Source organism: Caulobacter sp., assembly GCF_035254145.1.
GTDB lineage: Bacteria > Pseudomonadota > Alphaproteobacteria > Caulobacterales > Caulobacteraceae > Caulobacter.
This window is the reverse complement of record NZ_DATFAV010000167.1, coordinates 1-14,355: the sequence shown is the minus strand read 5'-3', so window position 1 is coordinate 14,355 and position 14,355 is coordinate 1. Positions and strand designations below refer to the sequence as shown.

The window sequence follows — 14,355 nt, the reverse complement described above, 5'->3', positions numbered from 1 at the left end:
CAACAAGCCGACGGACAATCGGCCCGGCACCGTGGGCGGTTTGCTACCTGGCCAGGAGGTCCGACTGGAACCGGTCGAAGGCATCTCCGAAGGCGGCCGCTTCTTCGTTCGTGGGCCGAACGTCATGGCCGGCTACCTGCGTGAGGACGGCGGCGTCGACGCCCCCGAAGGCGGCTGGCACGACACCGGCGACGTCGTCACGATCACAGACGACCAATGGATCACCATCAAGGGCCGCGTGAAGCGCTTCGCCAAGATTGGCGGCGAGATGGTCTCCCTGACCGCTGCCGAGGATCTGGCGCAGGCCGTCTGGCCCGACGGCCGCCACGCTGTCATCTCGATGCCCGACAAGAAGAAGGGCGAGAAGCTGATCCTGATCACCGATCGCCCCGACGCCGATGTCGCGCCCCTGGTCGCTCACGCTCAGACGATCGGCGCGCCGGAGCTGGCGGTGCCGCGCAAGATCCTGAAGGTGACGGAAGTGCCCGTTCTGGGCAGCGGCAAGACCGACTATGTCGCCATCCAGCGCATGGCCGAGACGGACAGCCGCGCCGCCTGACGAGGCGCCGTCCCGTCGCTCTTGGTTTGAGTAAGCGTCGAGCCCCGGCTCACTGCGTTCGCATCAAGGAGGGAAGGAATGGAACGTCTCGTCGTCTGGGCGCCGCGCGGGCTCAGCCTGTTGCGCATCGTCGCGGCTCTGCTCTTCATGGAGCACGGCCTGATGAAGCTCTTTCATTTTCCGGCCGCCCAGCCGGGCGCGCCGGACCCGCTGCCCCCGCTCCTGCTCGTGGCCGCGGGGCTGGAGGTGGTCGGCGGGGCGTTGCTGACCCTGGGTCTTTTCACCCGGCCCGTGGCCTTCGTGCTCTCAGGGCAGATGGCGGCCGCCTATTTCCTGGCCCACGCCAGCCAAGGCTTCTGGCCGGCGCTGAACGGCGGCGACGCGGCGATCCTGTTCTGCTTCGTGTTCCTGTACCTGGTCTTCCAGGGACCGGGCGAATGGAGCCTGGACGCCCAGGTGCGCAAGCGCCCCTAAAACACGCCGCCCAGGGCTTCCAGCTCCGCGCGGAAGCCCTGCTTGCGGCCATGCGTGGCGCGGAGATCAGCGACGAACGCCTGATGGTCGGGATATTCGCCGTAGTCGCCGATCATGGCCGATAGCGACTCCGCCTCCAGCAGCTGACGGGCGGCCTCGGCGTAGCGGGTGGCGACGCCATAGGTCAGGACATGCTGGATCGAGGCCCGCAGCAGCAGGGTCGCGGCCAGCGGATAGGCGCCTTCCAGCCGACGCGCCGCCTCGACCACCAGCGTGTCGTCCGCGCCATTGATCTCGCCCGAACGGGCAAGCACCAAGCGTGAGGCCGCGGGCAGGTCCGGCCAAGACACCAGGAAGGCCAGCGCCATATCGAAGCGCGGGAAGCGCCGGGCGACGGCCTTGGCCTGGTCCTCGGCCTCGACGTCGTCGAAATCAGGCAGACCCTTCAGATAGGCCCGCAGGCGCGGGATCGACAGCGTGCGCTCGAACTCGGTCCAGCGGCGTTTCTGGGCCTCGTCGTGATGGCCGGTCGCCTCCAGGGCCTCCAGCATCGCCTCCTCCCAGGCGGCGCCCTCCTCCAGAGAACTTTGGTGGCGCCCGCGTTGCTCGCCGGGCGCGCCGGCCTGCAGGGTGGCGAGGGCGTCTTCCGCACGGCCCGCCGCCAGAAGTCGTCGGGCGATTTCGGCCGAAACGAGGGGGGTGCGGCGAAGGTCGGGAGCGAAGGTCGCCTCGAACGCGTCGACATCCCCACTGGCGTCCGCCAGGCGGCGCAGGGCGTCCTTGTAGATCGCGCTCTGGGCGTCGAAGTGGTGCGCCGAGCGGGACGAGCGCGCCGCAAGCATCTTCTCCAGCGTCTCGCGCAGGTGCCCCTGTCCCTTCGCGCCGAGCGCGGAGGCCAGCGCGCCGACCAGCGGGCCGAACTGGGCGTAGTCGTCGCGGCGCAGCAGCTTGACGATCCGGTCGGCCAGGATGACCGGATCGGGCATGGCCTTGGCGGCGATGGCGCCGATGCCGTCACGAGCGGCCACGAAGACGTCGCCGATCGGCCCTTCGGCCTGGCTCAGGCGATCCAGGGTGGGCGTCGCCAGATCCAGCAGGTCCAGCATCAGGTCGAGGGCGGCGGTGGCGTCGTCTTCCGCCAGCCGCTCGATCATCCGGCGATGAAGGTCGAGGTCCTTGGCGAAGGCCGCCCGCTTGCGCCAATGGATGCGCGACGAGGACTTGCCGACCGTCGCCAAGCGCTTGGAAATCTCCAGCGCCAACCCCTCGCTGCTCGACTCGGCGAACAGCTCCAGCCGCAGCACCCGCTTGACGTGGCTGTCGCTGGAGAGGTCGAGCAGGATGGCGGCCAGGCGCTCGGGACCAAGATCGACCAGATTGGCCTCGGAAAGGGTCGTTTTCGATCCCTTCCGGGCCTTGGCCGGCTTCTCGGTCGTCGTCGCGGCCTTGCGCGCCATCTGGTCCCCTTAGCGGCCCTAGATGTGCAGGACTCGGCCGTAGGCGTCCAGAGCGGCTTCGTGCATGGCTTCCGACATGGTCGGGTGGGCGTAGACGATGCCGTGAAGGTCTTCCTCAGTCGCTTCCAGGGTGATCGCCGTGACGAAGCCCTGGATCATTTCGGTGACCTCGTGGCCGATCATGTGGGCGCCGATCAATGCGCCGGTCTTGGCGTCGAACACGGTCTTCACGAAGCCCTCGATCTCGCCGGCGGCCACGGCCTTGCCATTAACACGGAACGGGAAGCGGCCCGCCTTGACCTCGATGCCCGCCGTCTTGGCGCCAGCCTCGGTGTAGCCGACCGAGGCGACCTGCGGATTGGCGTAGGTGCAGCCCGGGATCGGCGAGTGGACGTTCGGGGTCTTGTAGCCGGCGATGTGCTCGGCGGCGTGGATGCCCTCGTGGCTGGCCTTGTGCGCCAGCCACGGCGGCCCGGCGGCGTCGCCGATCGCGTAGAGACCCGCGACGTTGGTTTCGCCGTGTTTGCCGGTGACGACGTGCCCACGGTCCATGTTGAGACCGAGGGCGTCCAGGCCCTCGGTGTTCGGCGCGATGCCGACGGCGACGATACAGACGTCAGCGGTCAGCTGCTCATTCTTGCCCCCCACCTCGACCAGCACCGAAACGCCGGTCTTGGTCTTTTCGACCTTGCTGACCTTGGCGCCGATGCGGAACTGAACGCCGCGCTTCTCGAAGGCTTTCTGGGCGGCCTTGGACACCTCGGCGTCCTCGACCGGCATGATGCGGTCGACAGCTTCGACGACGGTCACCTCGGCGCCGAGGGCGCGGTAGAAGCTGGCGAACTCGATGCCGATGGCGCCCGAGCCGATCACGACCAGCGACTTGGGCATGGTCTTGGGCGCCAGGGCGTCACGATAGGTCCAGATCTTGTCGCCGTCCGAGACCGCGCCGATGGCCGGGATTTCCCGGGCGCGGGCGCCGCTGGCCAGGATCACGTTCTTAGCCTGAACCGTGCGGCTGCCACCGGTCTTGAGGGCGATCACGACCTTGGGCGCCGGCGCGCCCTTCTCCAGCTTGGCCTCGCCTTCGATCACCTCGATCTTGTGCTTCTTCATCAGGAAGGCGATGCCGCTCGACATCTGCTTGGCGACGCCGCGCGAGCGTTCGATGATCTTGTTGAAATCGAACGAGGCTTTCTCGACCGACAGGCCGTAGCCGCCCAGGTGGGACAGCTGTTCGTAGATCTCGCCGGACTTCAATAGCGCCTTGGTGGGGATGCAGCCCCAGTTCAGGCAGATGCCGCCCAGGTTCTCGCGCTCGACGATGGCCGTCTTCAGGCCCAGCTGGCTGGCGCGGATCGCGGCCACGTAGCCGCCAGGTCCGGCGCCGATGACGACGACATCGAATTCCGTGGACATAGTCTTCTTACCCTAGCTTTGACGTCGACCGAGGGAGCGGCGCGACGATCGACCGGTCTGCAAACCGATCCGGGGAAATTCAGAGCAGCGCTTCGATCACCGCCTTCAGGTCTTCTGGTTTAGTCGTCGGCGCGAACCGTTCGACCACCTCGCCGTCCTTGCCGATCAGGAACTTGGTGAAGTTCCACTTGATCGCCTCGGTGCCGAGCAGGCCCTTCTGCTCCTTCTTGAGGAAGCGATAGAGCGGGTGGGCGTCGGCGCCGTTGACGTCGATCTTGCTCATCACCGGGAATGTGACGTCGTAGGTCAGCGAGCAGAAGTTCGCGATCTCGGCGGCGTCGCCCGGCTCTTGCGCGCCGAACTGGTTGCACGGAAAGGCCAAGACCGTGAAGCCACGATCCTTGTAGGTCTTGTAGAGCGCCTCCAGGCCTTCGTACTGGGGCGTGAACCCGCACTTGCTGGCGGTGTTCACGATCAGCAGCACCTGGCCTCGATAGTCGGCCAGGCTCGTGTCCTGGCCGTTCAGCGTCTTCGCCGAGTAGTCGTAGACGGACATCGGGTCCCTCCCCGCGCCTTAGACGATCAAGGTCAGCGGCTCTTCGATCAGCGGCTTGAAGGCCGCCAGGAACTTGGCGCCGATGGCCCCGTCGACCACGCGGTGGTCGCAGGTCAGGGTCACGGTCATCACGGTCGCCACGGCCAGCTGGCCGTTCTTGACGACCGGACGCTGCTCGCCGGCCCCGACGCTCATGATCGCGCCCTGCGGCTCGTTGATGATCGACGAGAAGGCCTTGATGCCGAACATGCCCAGGTTGCTGACCGAGAAGGTGCCGCCCTGGAATTCCTCGGGCTTCAGCTTCTTGGCCTTGGCGCGGGCGGCCAGGTCCTTCATCTCGGTCGAGATCTGGGCCAGGCCCTTGGTCTCGGCGGCGCGGATGATCGGGGTGATCAGGCCACCGTCGATGGCCACGGCCACGGCGATGTCGGCGTGCTTGTGCAGCGCGATGCCTTCCGGCGTGTACGAGGCGTTGGCTTCCGGCACCTGCTTCAAGGCCACGGCGGCGGCCTTGATGACGATGTCGTTGACCGAGACTTTCACGCCCTGCTTCTCCAGCAGCGCATTGATCTTGCCGCGCGCGGCCAGCAGCGTGTCGATCTCGATGTCGATCGTCAGCGGGAAGTGCGGCACGTCGCGGAAGCTCTCCGTCAGGCGGCGCGCGATCGTCTTGCGCATGCCGTCCAGCGGCACGAGCTCGTAGGAGCCGGCCGGGATACCCATCTGCTCCAGCGACTGAACCTTGCGCGGCTCGGCGGCCGAGGTCGCGGCGGGCGCGGCGCTGGGCGCGGCCTTGGCGGCCGGGACGCCGCCCGACTTGGCGGCCTCCACATCCGATTTGACGACGCGACCATGCGGTCCGGTGCCCTTGATGGCCTTCAGGTCCAGACCGGCGGCCGAAGCCAGGCGACGGGCCAGCGGCGAGGCGAAGACGCGCGAGCCATCGGCGGCCACGGGAGCGGCCGGCGCGGGCGCAGCCGGAGCCGGGCTTGGCGCGGCGGGAGCAGCGGCCGCGGGCGCCGGAGCAGCGGCCGCCTTGGGCGCTTCAGCCTTCGGAGCCGGCGCGGGGCCTTCGCCTTCGCCCGCCAGCTTGGCGATCAGGGCGTTGACCTTGACGTTCTCGGTCCCGGCGTCGACCAGGATGGCTTCCACCACGCCTTCGTCGACGGCTTCGACTTCCATCGTCGCCTTGTCGGTCTCGATCTCGGCGATCACGTCGCCGGCCTTGACGGTGTCACCGACCTTGACGTGCCACTTGGCGAGGGTTCCCTCCTCCATGGTGGGCGACAGGGCGGGCATCAGAATGTCGATCGACATTGAGCTTCTTCCTCAAGCGTTCGGGACGGCTTCGACCAAGGTGGTCGGCGTCCATTTGGCCTTGCGACGGGCAAGGCGTTGTTCGTCCGTTTCGTCGTGATAGTCCATACGCTCCGGCTCGCGATCGACGAAGCCGGGCATGTCGGTCCCGACCACGTTGACGACGGCGTAGGCTCGCCCTTCGTCCTCGATCATCGCGCCGACATAGACGCCGCATTCGCGGCAGAGCAGGAAATCGACCTTGCGGCGGTTGAACCGGTAGCGACGCAACGCACCCGGCGCAGCCGTGATGTGAAGGCGTCCATCGGGATCACTGGTCGTGCGGCCGCCCTGCCGACGGCAGAAGCCGCACTGGCAGGCCCGGATCGGCAGGTCGGCCACGGGCTTGCCCGGCTCGAACTGCACGTGCACCGCGCCGCAATGGCAGGAGCCGTTCAGGACCGTCATCGGCGTCCCCTCGCCCGCTCACGCGGGCCTAGGCCTTCGTGAGCGGGCATCAGGATCACTTGTAGCTGACCGCCTTGGCCGCCTTCACGATCTTCTCGACCGAGGGCAGCGACAGGGCTTCCAGGTTGGCCGCATACGGCAGCGGCACGTCCTCCTGGTGGACCCGCAGCGGCGGGGCGTCCAGGTAGTCGAAGCCGTGCTCGGTGATGCGGGCGACGATCTCGGCGCCGACGCCCATCGGCCCCCAGCCCTCCTCGACGGTGACCAGGCGGTTGGTCTTCTTGACACTTTCCAGGACGGTGGCGTGGTCCATCGGACGGATCGTGCGCAGGTCGACGACCTCCGCCGAGATGCCTTCCTTCTCCAGTTCCTCGGCCGCCTTCAGGGCGAAGCCGACCATGCGGCTGTAGGCCACCAGGGTTACATCGGAGCCTTGGCGACGGACCTTGGCCTTGCCGATCGGCACGACCCAGTCCTCGACGTCCGGAATGTCGAACTCGTGGCCGTACATCATCTCGTGCTCGAGGAAGACGACCGGGTTCGGATCACGGATCGCGGCCTTCAGCAGGCCCTTGGCGTCAGCCGCGTCATAGGGCGCGATGACCTTCAGGCCCGGGACGTTGCCGTACCATGCGGCGTAGTCCTGGCTGTGCTGGGCCGCCACGCGCGAAGCCGCGCCGTTCGGGCCACGGAACACGATCGACGACTTGATCTGGCCGCCCGACATATACAGCGTCTTGGCGGCCGAGTTGATGATCTGGTCGATCGCCTGCATGGCGAAGTTCCAGGTCATGAACTCGACGATCGGCTTCAGGCCGGCCATGGCGGCACCGACGCCGAGGCCAGCGAAGCCGTGCTCGGTGATCGGGGTGTCGATGACGCGGCGGTCGCCGAACTCCTGCAGCAGCTCGCGGCTGACCTTGTAGGCGCCCTGGTACTGGGCGACTTCCTCGCCCATCAGGAACACGCGGTCGTCGCGACGCATCTCCTCGGCCATGGCGTCGCGCAGGGCGTCGCGGACCGTGATCTTCTTCATCGGCGTGCCGTCGGCGATCTCGGGATCGGCGAAGGTCGAGGCGGCCGAGATCGGGCCGGCGGGCGCCGGCGTAGCGACCTGCGGCGGCGCCTTCTCGGGCTCGCCGGTAGCCTGCTGCGGGGCCGTCGTGGTCGGGGCCGAGACTGCCTCGCCCTCGCCCTTCAGGCGCGCGATCAGCGTATTGACCTTGACGTTCTCGCTCCCGGCCGGAACCAGGATGGCCTCCACCACGCCTTCGTCGACGGCTTCGACTTCCATCGTCGCCTTGTCGGTCTCGATCTCGGCGATCACGTCGCCGGCCTTGATGGTGTCGCCTTCCTTGACGAGCCATTTGGCCAGGGTGCCTTCCTCCATGGTGGGGGAAAGCGCGGGCATCAGGATGTCCGTCACTCGGCGGCCTCCAGGTATACGTCGGTGTACAGTTCCGAGGGATCCGGCTCGGGGCTCGTGCGGGCGAATTCGGCGGCCTCGGCGACAATGCGCTTCACTTCGGCGTCGACGCCCTTCAGGTCGTCTTCGGTGACGCCGGCCTTGGCCAGGCGCTCCTTGATGTGATCGATCGGATCGCGGGTCGTCTTGACCTCGTCGACCTCTTCCTTGGTGCGATACTTGGCCGGGTCCGACATCGAGTGGCCGCGATAGCGATAGGTCTTCATCTCGAGGATGTAGGGACCCTGGCCGCTGCGGGCGTGCTCGGTGGCGCGGGCGCCGGCTTCGCGGACGGCGACGACGTCCATGCCGTCGACTTCCTCGCCCGGGATCCGGAACGAGACGCCACGCTTGTGGAACGCGGTCTCCGAGGCGGCGCGCTCGACGCTGGTGCCCATGGCGTACTGGTTGTTCTCGATCACGTACACGACCGGCAGCTTCCAAAGCTGGGCCATGTTGAAGCTCTCGTAGACCTGGCCCTGGTTGGCCGCGCCGTCGCCCATGTAGGCGTACGACACATTGCCGTTGCCGCGATAGTGGTTGGCCAGCGCCAGGCCCGTGCCCAACGAGACCTGCGCGCCGACGATGCCGTGACCGCCGTAGAAGCCGGTCTCGACGTCGAACATGTGCATCGAGCCGCCCTTGCCCTTGGACGAACCGCCGGCCCTGCCGGTCAATTCAGCCATCACTTCGCGCGGGTCCATGCCGGCGGCCAGCATGTGGCCGTGGTCACGGTAGCCGGTGATGACCTGATCACCCTTCTGCGAGATCGACTGCATGCCGACCGCGATGGCTTCCTGGCCGATGTAGAGGTGGCAAAAGCCGCCGATCAAGCCCATGCCGTACAGCTGACCGGCACGCTCCTCGAAGCGGCGGATCAGCAGCATGTCCTGATAGAATTTCAGGAGTTCGTCCTTGCCGACGAAGGCGTTGACACCGGTGTCTGTCGCCTTCCCCTCGGGGGCTTCAGCCTTGCGCGTACGCGCCATTCAAATCTCCCTGGCCAATCTTCATCGCGGCCTTCGTCCTGAGAGCGCATCCCGCCGAAAAATCGTCGGTTCCGCGAAGGAAACGCTCTAGTGCACCGTCAAGGCCATTCTGGATCGAATGACCCGGAAACGACCCGCAATCGATTCCAAACGATATGGGATCGGTCAGCTGGGACGCTTGACCCGGATCACATAGTCCCTCGGGTCGGCATATCCTAGGAGCGAGCGCGCGCGTTCCTCCAGCAGATCGGCCGACAGACTGCCGCTGCGTAATAGACGAGCGCGGGCCTCCAGGTCCATCCTCTCCGCGCGTATCTTCCTGAGTTCCTTCGTTTTCGCTGCGAGGTCCGCATTGCGTTGCGAGATCGACAGCAGGCCTCGATCACCTGTCAGAGCGTGAAAGGCGAAGTAGAAAATCAGGAAAAAGATCGCCGCGGTCGGCAGGAAGGGTTGCAGTCGGGCGAACATCTGAGCGTCCCAAAGAGGGATTCGCAGGATCGCCGACCCTGCTTAACGCCTTCTAAATCCAGGCATTGGGAAAGGTTATCGCCAGGTCGTGAATTAGATGAACATTGCTTTCAGATGAGATGGTTTCGCCAGCATCTAGATACTGCATCGCCGAAGCCTTTTCGCGACCGCGAACGCACTAAAAGTGGTCTCGTTTGAAACCACTGCTCAGCTTTTAGAAAATTTGTGGGTTAACCCGGCCAGAACCCGCTCGCATCGGCTGCGGCCCGCCCGGATCGGTCTGGAATCGTCGGGATCCGACACGGTGGTGGAGCGGGCAAAACAAAAGGCGCGACCCCTTTTTGGAGGCCGCGCCCGAAAGTTCCAGCGATGTGAAAGGACCTAGCGGCCCTTCAGCGCCGCGCGGGCGGCATAGACGCCCTGGTCGTCCAGCATTTCCTCGATACGCAGCAACTGATTGTACTTAGCGGTGCGATCCGAGCGGGCCAGCGAGCCGGTCTTGATCTGGCCGCAGTTCAAGGCGACGGCCAGGTCGGCGATCGTGCTGTCTTCGGTCTCGCCCGAGCGGTGGCTCATCACGCTGGTGTAGCCGTGACGGTGGGCCAGTTCGACCGCGTCGATGGTTTCCGACAGCGTGCCGATCTGGTTGACCTTGACCAGGATCGAGTTGGCCAGGCCCTTGTCCAGGCCGATCTGCAGGCGCTTGGGGTTAGTCACGAACAGGTCGTCGCCGACCAGCTGCACCTTCTTGCCCAGGGTGTCGGTCAGCAGCTTCCAGCCATCGAAGTCGTCCTCGGCCATGCCATCCTCGATCGTGAGGATCGGGAACTTGGCGACCAGGCCGGCCAGGTAGTCGACCATGGCGGCGGGATCGAGCGACTTGCCCTCGCCTTCGAGCTCGTACTTGCCGTTCTTGAAGAACTCGGTGGAGGCGACGTCCAGGCCCAGCACGAAGTCCTCACCGGCCTTGTAGCCCGCCTTCTCGCCGGCCTTGACGATGAAATCGAGCGCGGCCTCGGCCGAGGCCAGGTTCGGGGCGAAGCCGCCCTCGTCGCCGACGTTGGTGTTATGGCCGGCGTCCTTCAGGGCCTTCTTCAGGGCGTGGAAGATCTCGGCGCCCATGCGCAGGCCTTCGCGGAAGTCCTTCGCGCCGGTCGGCAGGATCATGAATTCCTGGATGTCGATCGGATTGTCGGCGTGCGCGCCACCGTTGATGATGTTCATCATCGGGGTCGGCAGAACGCGGGCGTTCACGCCGCCGACGTACTTGTAGAGCGGCAGGCCGGCCGACTCGGCGGCGGCCTTGGCCGTGGCCAGAGAGACGCCCAGGATGGCGTTGGCGCCCAGGCGCGCCTTGTTCGGCGTGCCGTCCAGCTCGATCAGCAGGTTGTCGACGCGGCGCTGGTCTTCGGCGTCCACGCCCGACAGGGCGTCGAAGATCTCGCCGTTGACGGCGTCAACAGCCTGCAGGACGCCCTTGCCCAGATAGCGGGCCTTGTCGCCGTCGCGCTTCTCGTTGGCTTCGTGGGCGCCGGTCGAGGCGCCCGACGGCACCGCGGCGCGACCGAAGGCGCCGTCCTCCAAGACCACGTCGACTTCGACGGTCGGGTTGCCCCGGCTGTCGAGAATTTCGCGGGCGATGATGTCGACGATCTCGGTCATGGACTGCTCCTCAAGGCCAAAGGCGCGGGAGGCTTAGCCGTCAAGCGCTCCGGGCGCAACTTGACTTACCTTCCGGAGGCCGAATGACCATTGCCCATCCAAGGGAGGATCACATGCTGGACGTCGAACGGCGCGGCCCGATAGCGGTCGTCACCCTCAACCGCCCCGAAGCGATGAACGCGCTCTCCAAGGCGCTCCGCCTGGCGCTTCACGACGCGATGGTCGCGCTGGACGCCGATCCGGATGTCAGCGTCGTGATCTTGACCGGAGCGGGCGAAAAAGCGTTCACGGCCGGTCTCGACCTCAAGGAGCTGGGCGGCGACGCCTCGGCCATGGGCGCGGCCAATGACCAGGACGCTCGCTCCAACCCGGTGCGAGCGGTCGAACAATGCCGCAAGCCGGTGATCGGCGCGATCAATGGCGTAGCGATCACCGGCGGCTTCGAGCTGGCCCTGGCCTGTGACGTCCTGATCGCCTCGGAGAACGCCCGCTTCGCCGATACTCACGCCCGCGTCGGCATCATGCCCGGGTGGGGGCTTTCGCAGAAGCTGTCACGCCTGATCGGACCCTATCGCGCCAAGGAGCTGTCGTTGAGCGGCAACTTCCTGGACGCCAGGACCGCGGCCGATTGGGGCCTGGTCAATCGGGTGACCCCGCCCCAGGACCTGATGTCGGCCGCCCTGAAGCTGGCCGACGACATGGCCTCGATCCCGGTCGAGACCCTGGCGTTCTACAAGGCGCTGATCGACGACGGCTACGCCCGTCCGTTCGGCGAGGGTCTCGCTCTGGAGCATAAGCGCTCCAGCGCGCACAATCGCGAGGTCACCCCGGAGAAGGTCGAGGAACGGCGTCGGCAAGTGATGGCCCGGGGACGATCGCAGTAGTCAGGCGTTCCATACCGGCGGGGCCAGCCCGCCCTGCCCCAGCCGGAACAGGACGCGCTCGTCGCCAAAGTCGAGCTCGACGCGAGCAAACAGCCGCAGCACGTCCACGCCCAGCAGCGCGGCGGGCTGTTCCTTGAGCCCCCAGACGTCGAAGATATGCACGTCGGCGAACGCCATCGGAATGTTGCTCAGCCGCAAATTGCCCATAACGATCGACGGCACGATGCGAAATTCGCCCAGCTGAATTTCGCCATCGGCGGTCAGGAGGCGAGCCTGCTGGACCAGGTCCGGCGAGCGTCGCCGACGGGCCGCGATCAAGCGGGCCAGCGCCATGTTGCCGATGCTGACCCCGCCCCCGGAATCGATAAAGGCGGTCGCACGGGCGCCGCCGATGCGCGCGCCAACCAGCGTCAGACGCCCAAAGCGCGAGTCGGCCGCGACGGAGACCTCTCCGGGCCGGCGTGTCAGCTCAGAGAAGTACTGGCTGCGGCGGATCTGCAGTTGGTTCTTGCGGAAATCCATCAGGACGTTACGCCCCTCGAGGATATCGACGCCCAGCAGGCCGTCCGCGCCGATCCGGTCGCGCGGCAGCACCGGCAGGGCCACCCCAGCCAGGCGAGCATCCCCCGCCTTCAGATGCTCGATCCTCGCCGTGGGGCTGACGATCGATCCTGAAATGCCATGAATGATAATCTCCGGGCCGGGCGGCAGGGCCAGGCGCTCGACGACCGCGGGGGTCAGGACGCTGCGTCCCGCGCCGGTGTCGACGACGAACTGGAACGGTCCTTCGTTATTGATGATGACCTCGACGGTCATCCGCTCGTCCTGGTCCAGAGACGCGTCGAGGATCAGAAGCGGTTGATCGGCGGGCGTCCCCGGCGGACTTGAAGGCTGCGCCTGGGTTAGTGAGACAGGTGTGATGGTCCCGGCCAGCGCCGGCGGCGCGGCGAGCGACAGTCCCAGTCCCGCCGCGATTTTTCGGCGTGTGAGCATGGGCGTTCCTCCCTGATCGGGAGGCTAGCACCGAATTCGGCGTCCATGACGAAAATACGACGAAAAACGCCGCCCAGCTGAGCCGGGCGGCGCTTTCAAACCGTCGGAGACGATAAAGGAGACTTAGTCTTCCTTCGGCGTCAGGATCTGCTTGCCGTTGTACATGCCGGTCTTCAGATCGACATGGTGCGGACGGCGCAGCTCGCCGGTGTCCTTGTCCTCGATGAACGAGTTGGCGCCCAGGGCGTGGTGCGACCGGCGCATGTTCCGGCGAGAAGGCGAAGTTTTTCTTTTAGGAACGGCCATCGAAGTGACTCTGCTCGCTGAGCGTGAAAATCGAGAGCGGCGGCTTGGGAGCGCCCGAGCCGCCGCGTGAGGGCGGGCTTATGCCCGAATCTCTGAGAAGATGCAACCTCGCGATCAGACGAGGCGTCCGTGCTCCTTCGCGGCGGCGATGAAGCTGGCGAAAAGCGGGTGTGGCGCGAACGGACGGCTCTTCAATTCGGGGTGATATTGCACGCCGATGAACCACGGATGGTCGTCCCGCTCGACGATCTCGGGCAGCACGCCGTTGGGCGAACGACCGGTCAGTTTCAGGCCGGCGTCCTCCATCAGGTGGACGTAGCCGATGTTGACCTCATAGCGGTGGCGGTGGCGCTCGCTGATTTCGGTGGAGCCATAGATCTCGGCGACCTTGGAGCCGGGCGTCAGCACGGCCTCGTAGGCCCCCAGTCGCATCGTGCCGCCCAGGTCGTCGCTGGAGCGCCGCTGGACGGTCTCGTTGCCCTTGATCCACTCGGTCATAATGCCGACCACCGGACGTTCGGTGGGCCCAAACTCGCTGGAGCTGGCGTCCTTGATTCCGGCGACGTTGCGCAGGGTCTCGATGACGGCCATCTGCATCCCGAAACAGATGCCGAAGTACGGCACCTTATGCTCGCGGGCGAACTGGGCCGCGCGGATCTTGCCTTCCGCGCCCCGCTCGCCGAAGCCGCCAGGCACCATGATGGCGTGGGCGTTCTCCAGGCGCTGGGCCGCCGCGCCCGGGTCGCCCTCGAAGGTCTCGCTCTCGACCCAGTCCAGATTGACCTTCACCTTGTTGGCGATGCCGCCATGGTGCAGGGCTTCGATCAGCGACTTATAGGCGTCCTTGAGCACGGTGTACTTGCCGACGACGGCGATGGTGACTTCGCCGTCGGGATGGCTGACCGTCTGGTCGATGGCCTGCCAGCGCGTCAGGTTCGGTTCCGGCGCGTCGTGGATTCCGAAGACGTCCAGGACCTCGGCGTCCAGTCCCTGCTCGTGATACTCGCCCGGCACAGCGTAGATGGACGATGAGTCCATCGCCTGGATGACCGCGCTGGGACGCACGTTGCAGAACTGGGCGATCTTGCGCTTTTCCTCGGCCGGGATCTCCTGCTCGCAGCGGCACAGCAGGATGTCCGGCTGGATGCCGATCGAGCGCAATTCCTTGACCGAGTGCTGGGTCGGCTTGGTCTTCATCTCGCCGGCCGTCTTGATGAACGGCAGCAGGGTCAGATGCACGTAGCAGCTCTGGCCGCGCGGCAAGTCCTGGCGCAGCTGGCGGATGGCCTCGAAGAACGGCAGGCCCTCGATGTCGCCGACCGTGCCGCCGATCTCGACCAGCACGAAGTCGACGGCCTT

The 14,355-nt window shown here is 66.3% G+C and carries 13 protein-coding genes and 2 pseudogenes; 3 read left to right on the top strand and 12 right to left on the bottom strand.

Annotated features, from left to right (window positions below; all coding sequences use genetic code 11):
- Positions 1–559: pseudogene (locus VJ655_RS10045) on the top strand (2-acylglycerophosphoethanolamine acyltransferase); the annotation flags it as partial.
- Between the two features lie 78 nt (positions 560–637).
- The gene (locus VJ655_RS10040) at positions 638–1,033 is read left to right on the top strand and encodes a DoxX family protein (protein WP_324110919.1); all 396 of its coding nucleotides are present in this window, start codon (positions 638–640) and stop codon (positions 1,031–1,033) included.
- Here VJ655_RS10040 and VJ655_RS10035 read toward each other — a convergent pair.
- From VJ655_RS10035 to eno, 9 genes and pseudogenes are all read right to left on the bottom strand, one after another.
- Positions 1,030–2,490, bottom strand: a complete 1,461-nt coding sequence (locus VJ655_RS10035; protein ID WP_324110918.1) for a DUF6880 family protein — start codon at positions 2,488–2,490, stop codon at positions 1,030–1,032. The genes VJ655_RS10040 and VJ655_RS10035 overlap by 4 nt on opposite strands.
- 18 nt (positions 2,491–2,508) lie before the next feature.
- Entirely contained in the window at positions 2,509–3,909 is a 1,401-nt protein-coding gene (gene lpdA / locus VJ655_RS10030; protein ID WP_324110917.1) for a dihydrolipoyl dehydrogenase, read from the bottom strand.
- 79 nt (positions 3,910–3,988) lie between these two features.
- The gene (locus VJ655_RS10025) at positions 3,989–4,465 is read right to left on the bottom strand and encodes a glutathione peroxidase (protein WP_324110916.1); all 477 of its coding nucleotides are present in this window, start codon (positions 4,463–4,465) and stop codon (positions 3,989–3,991) included.
- Positions 4,466–4,483: 18 nt separating this feature from the next.
- A complete protein-coding gene (locus VJ655_RS10020; RefSeq protein ID WP_324110915.1) occupies positions 4,484–5,782 on the bottom strand; it encodes a pyruvate dehydrogenase complex dihydrolipoamide acetyltransferase in 1,299 nt (432 codons plus the stop codon).
- 12 nt (positions 5,783–5,794) lie between these two features.
- Positions 5,795–5,878 (bottom strand): annotated as a pseudogene (locus tag VJ655_RS10015) (aldehyde-activating protein); the annotation flags it as partial.
- A 406-nt stretch (positions 5,879–6,284) separates the two neighbouring features.
- Positions 6,285–7,655, bottom strand: coding sequence for a pyruvate dehydrogenase complex E1 component subunit beta (locus VJ655_RS10010; RefSeq protein ID WP_324110914.1), 1,371 nt, complete (start codon positions 7,653–7,655; stop codon positions 6,285–6,287).
- Complete coding sequence (gene pdhA, locus VJ655_RS10005; protein ID WP_324110913.1) at positions 7,652–8,683, bottom strand: pyruvate dehydrogenase (acetyl-transferring) E1 component subunit alpha; 1,032 nt, start codon at positions 8,681–8,683, stop codon at positions 7,652–7,654. The genes VJ655_RS10010 and pdhA overlap by 4 nt, the downstream gene beginning before the upstream one ends.
- A 165-nt stretch (positions 8,684–8,848) precedes the next feature.
- Positions 8,849–9,151 (bottom strand): FtsB family cell division protein, encoded by a 303-nt coding sequence (locus VJ655_RS10000; protein WP_047405705.1) that lies wholly within the window; start codon positions 9,149–9,151, stop codon positions 8,849–8,851.
- A 381-nt stretch (positions 9,152–9,532) separates the two neighbouring features.
- Entirely contained in the window at positions 9,533–10,813 is a 1,281-nt protein-coding gene (gene eno / locus VJ655_RS09995) for a phosphopyruvate hydratase (protein WP_324110912.1), read from the bottom strand.
- 113 nt (positions 10,814–10,926) lie between these two features.
- Between eno and VJ655_RS09990 the strand changes: the two genes are divergently transcribed.
- A complete protein-coding gene (locus VJ655_RS09990; RefSeq protein ID WP_324110911.1) occupies positions 10,927–11,697 on the top strand; it encodes an enoyl-CoA hydratase in 771 nt (256 codons plus the stop codon).
- Here the strand turns inward: VJ655_RS09990 and VJ655_RS09985 are convergent, their stop codons facing one another.
- From VJ655_RS09985 to VJ655_RS09975, 3 genes are all read right to left on the bottom strand, one after another.
- Positions 11,698–12,690, bottom strand: coding sequence for a retropepsin-like aspartic protease (locus VJ655_RS09985; RefSeq protein WP_324110910.1), 993 nt, complete (start codon positions 12,688–12,690; stop codon positions 11,698–11,700). It abuts the gene before it with no gap.
- 123 nt (positions 12,691–12,813) lie between these two features.
- Entirely contained in the window at positions 12,814–12,996 is a 183-nt protein-coding gene (gene rpmF, locus VJ655_RS09980) for a 50S ribosomal protein L32 (RefSeq protein WP_010919589.1), read from the bottom strand.
- Positions 12,997–13,110: 114 nt separating this feature from the next.
- On the bottom strand, positions 13,111–14,355 hold a 1,245-nt coding region (locus tag VJ655_RS09975), incomplete at its 5' end, for a CTP synthase (protein ID WP_324110909.1).

Coding starts and splice junctions, on each gene's coding strand:
- VJ655_RS10040 (WP_324110919.1), top strand. CDS start 638: ATGGAACGTCTCGTCGTCTGGGCGCCGCGCGGGCTCAGCCTGTTGCGC.
- VJ655_RS10035 (WP_324110918.1), bottom strand. CDS start 2,490: ATGGCGCGCAAGGCCGCGACGACGACCGAGAAGCCGGCCAAGGCCCGG.
- lpdA (WP_324110917.1), bottom strand. CDS start 3,909: ATGTCCACGGAATTCGATGTCGTCGTCATCGGCGCCGGACCTGGCGGC.
- VJ655_RS10025 (WP_324110916.1), bottom strand. CDS start 4,465: ATGTCCGTCTACGACTACTCGGCGAAGACGCTGAACGGCCAGGACACG.
- VJ655_RS10020 (WP_324110915.1), bottom strand. CDS start 5,782: ATGTCGATCGACATTCTGATGCCCGCCCTGTCGCCCACCATGGAGGAG.
- pdhA (WP_324110913.1), bottom strand. CDS start 8,683: ATGGCGCGTACGCGCAAGGCTGAAGCCCCCGAGGGGAAGGCGACAGAC.
- VJ655_RS10000 (WP_047405705.1), bottom strand. CDS start 9,151: ATGTTCGCCCGACTGCAACCCTTCCTGCCGACCGCGGCGATCTTTTTC.
- eno (WP_324110912.1), bottom strand. CDS start 10,813: ATGACCGAGATCGTCGACATCATCGCCCGCGAAATTCTCGACAGCCGG.
- VJ655_RS09990 (WP_324110911.1), top strand. CDS start 10,927: ATGCTGGACGTCGAACGGCGCGGCCCGATAGCGGTCGTCACCCTCAAC.
- VJ655_RS09985 (WP_324110910.1), bottom strand. CDS start 12,690: ATGCTCACACGCCGAAAAATCGCGGCGGGACTGGGACTGTCGCTCGCC.
- rpmF (WP_010919589.1), bottom strand. CDS start 12,996: ATGGCCGTTCCTAAAAGAAAAACTTCGCCTTCTCGCCGGAACATGCGC.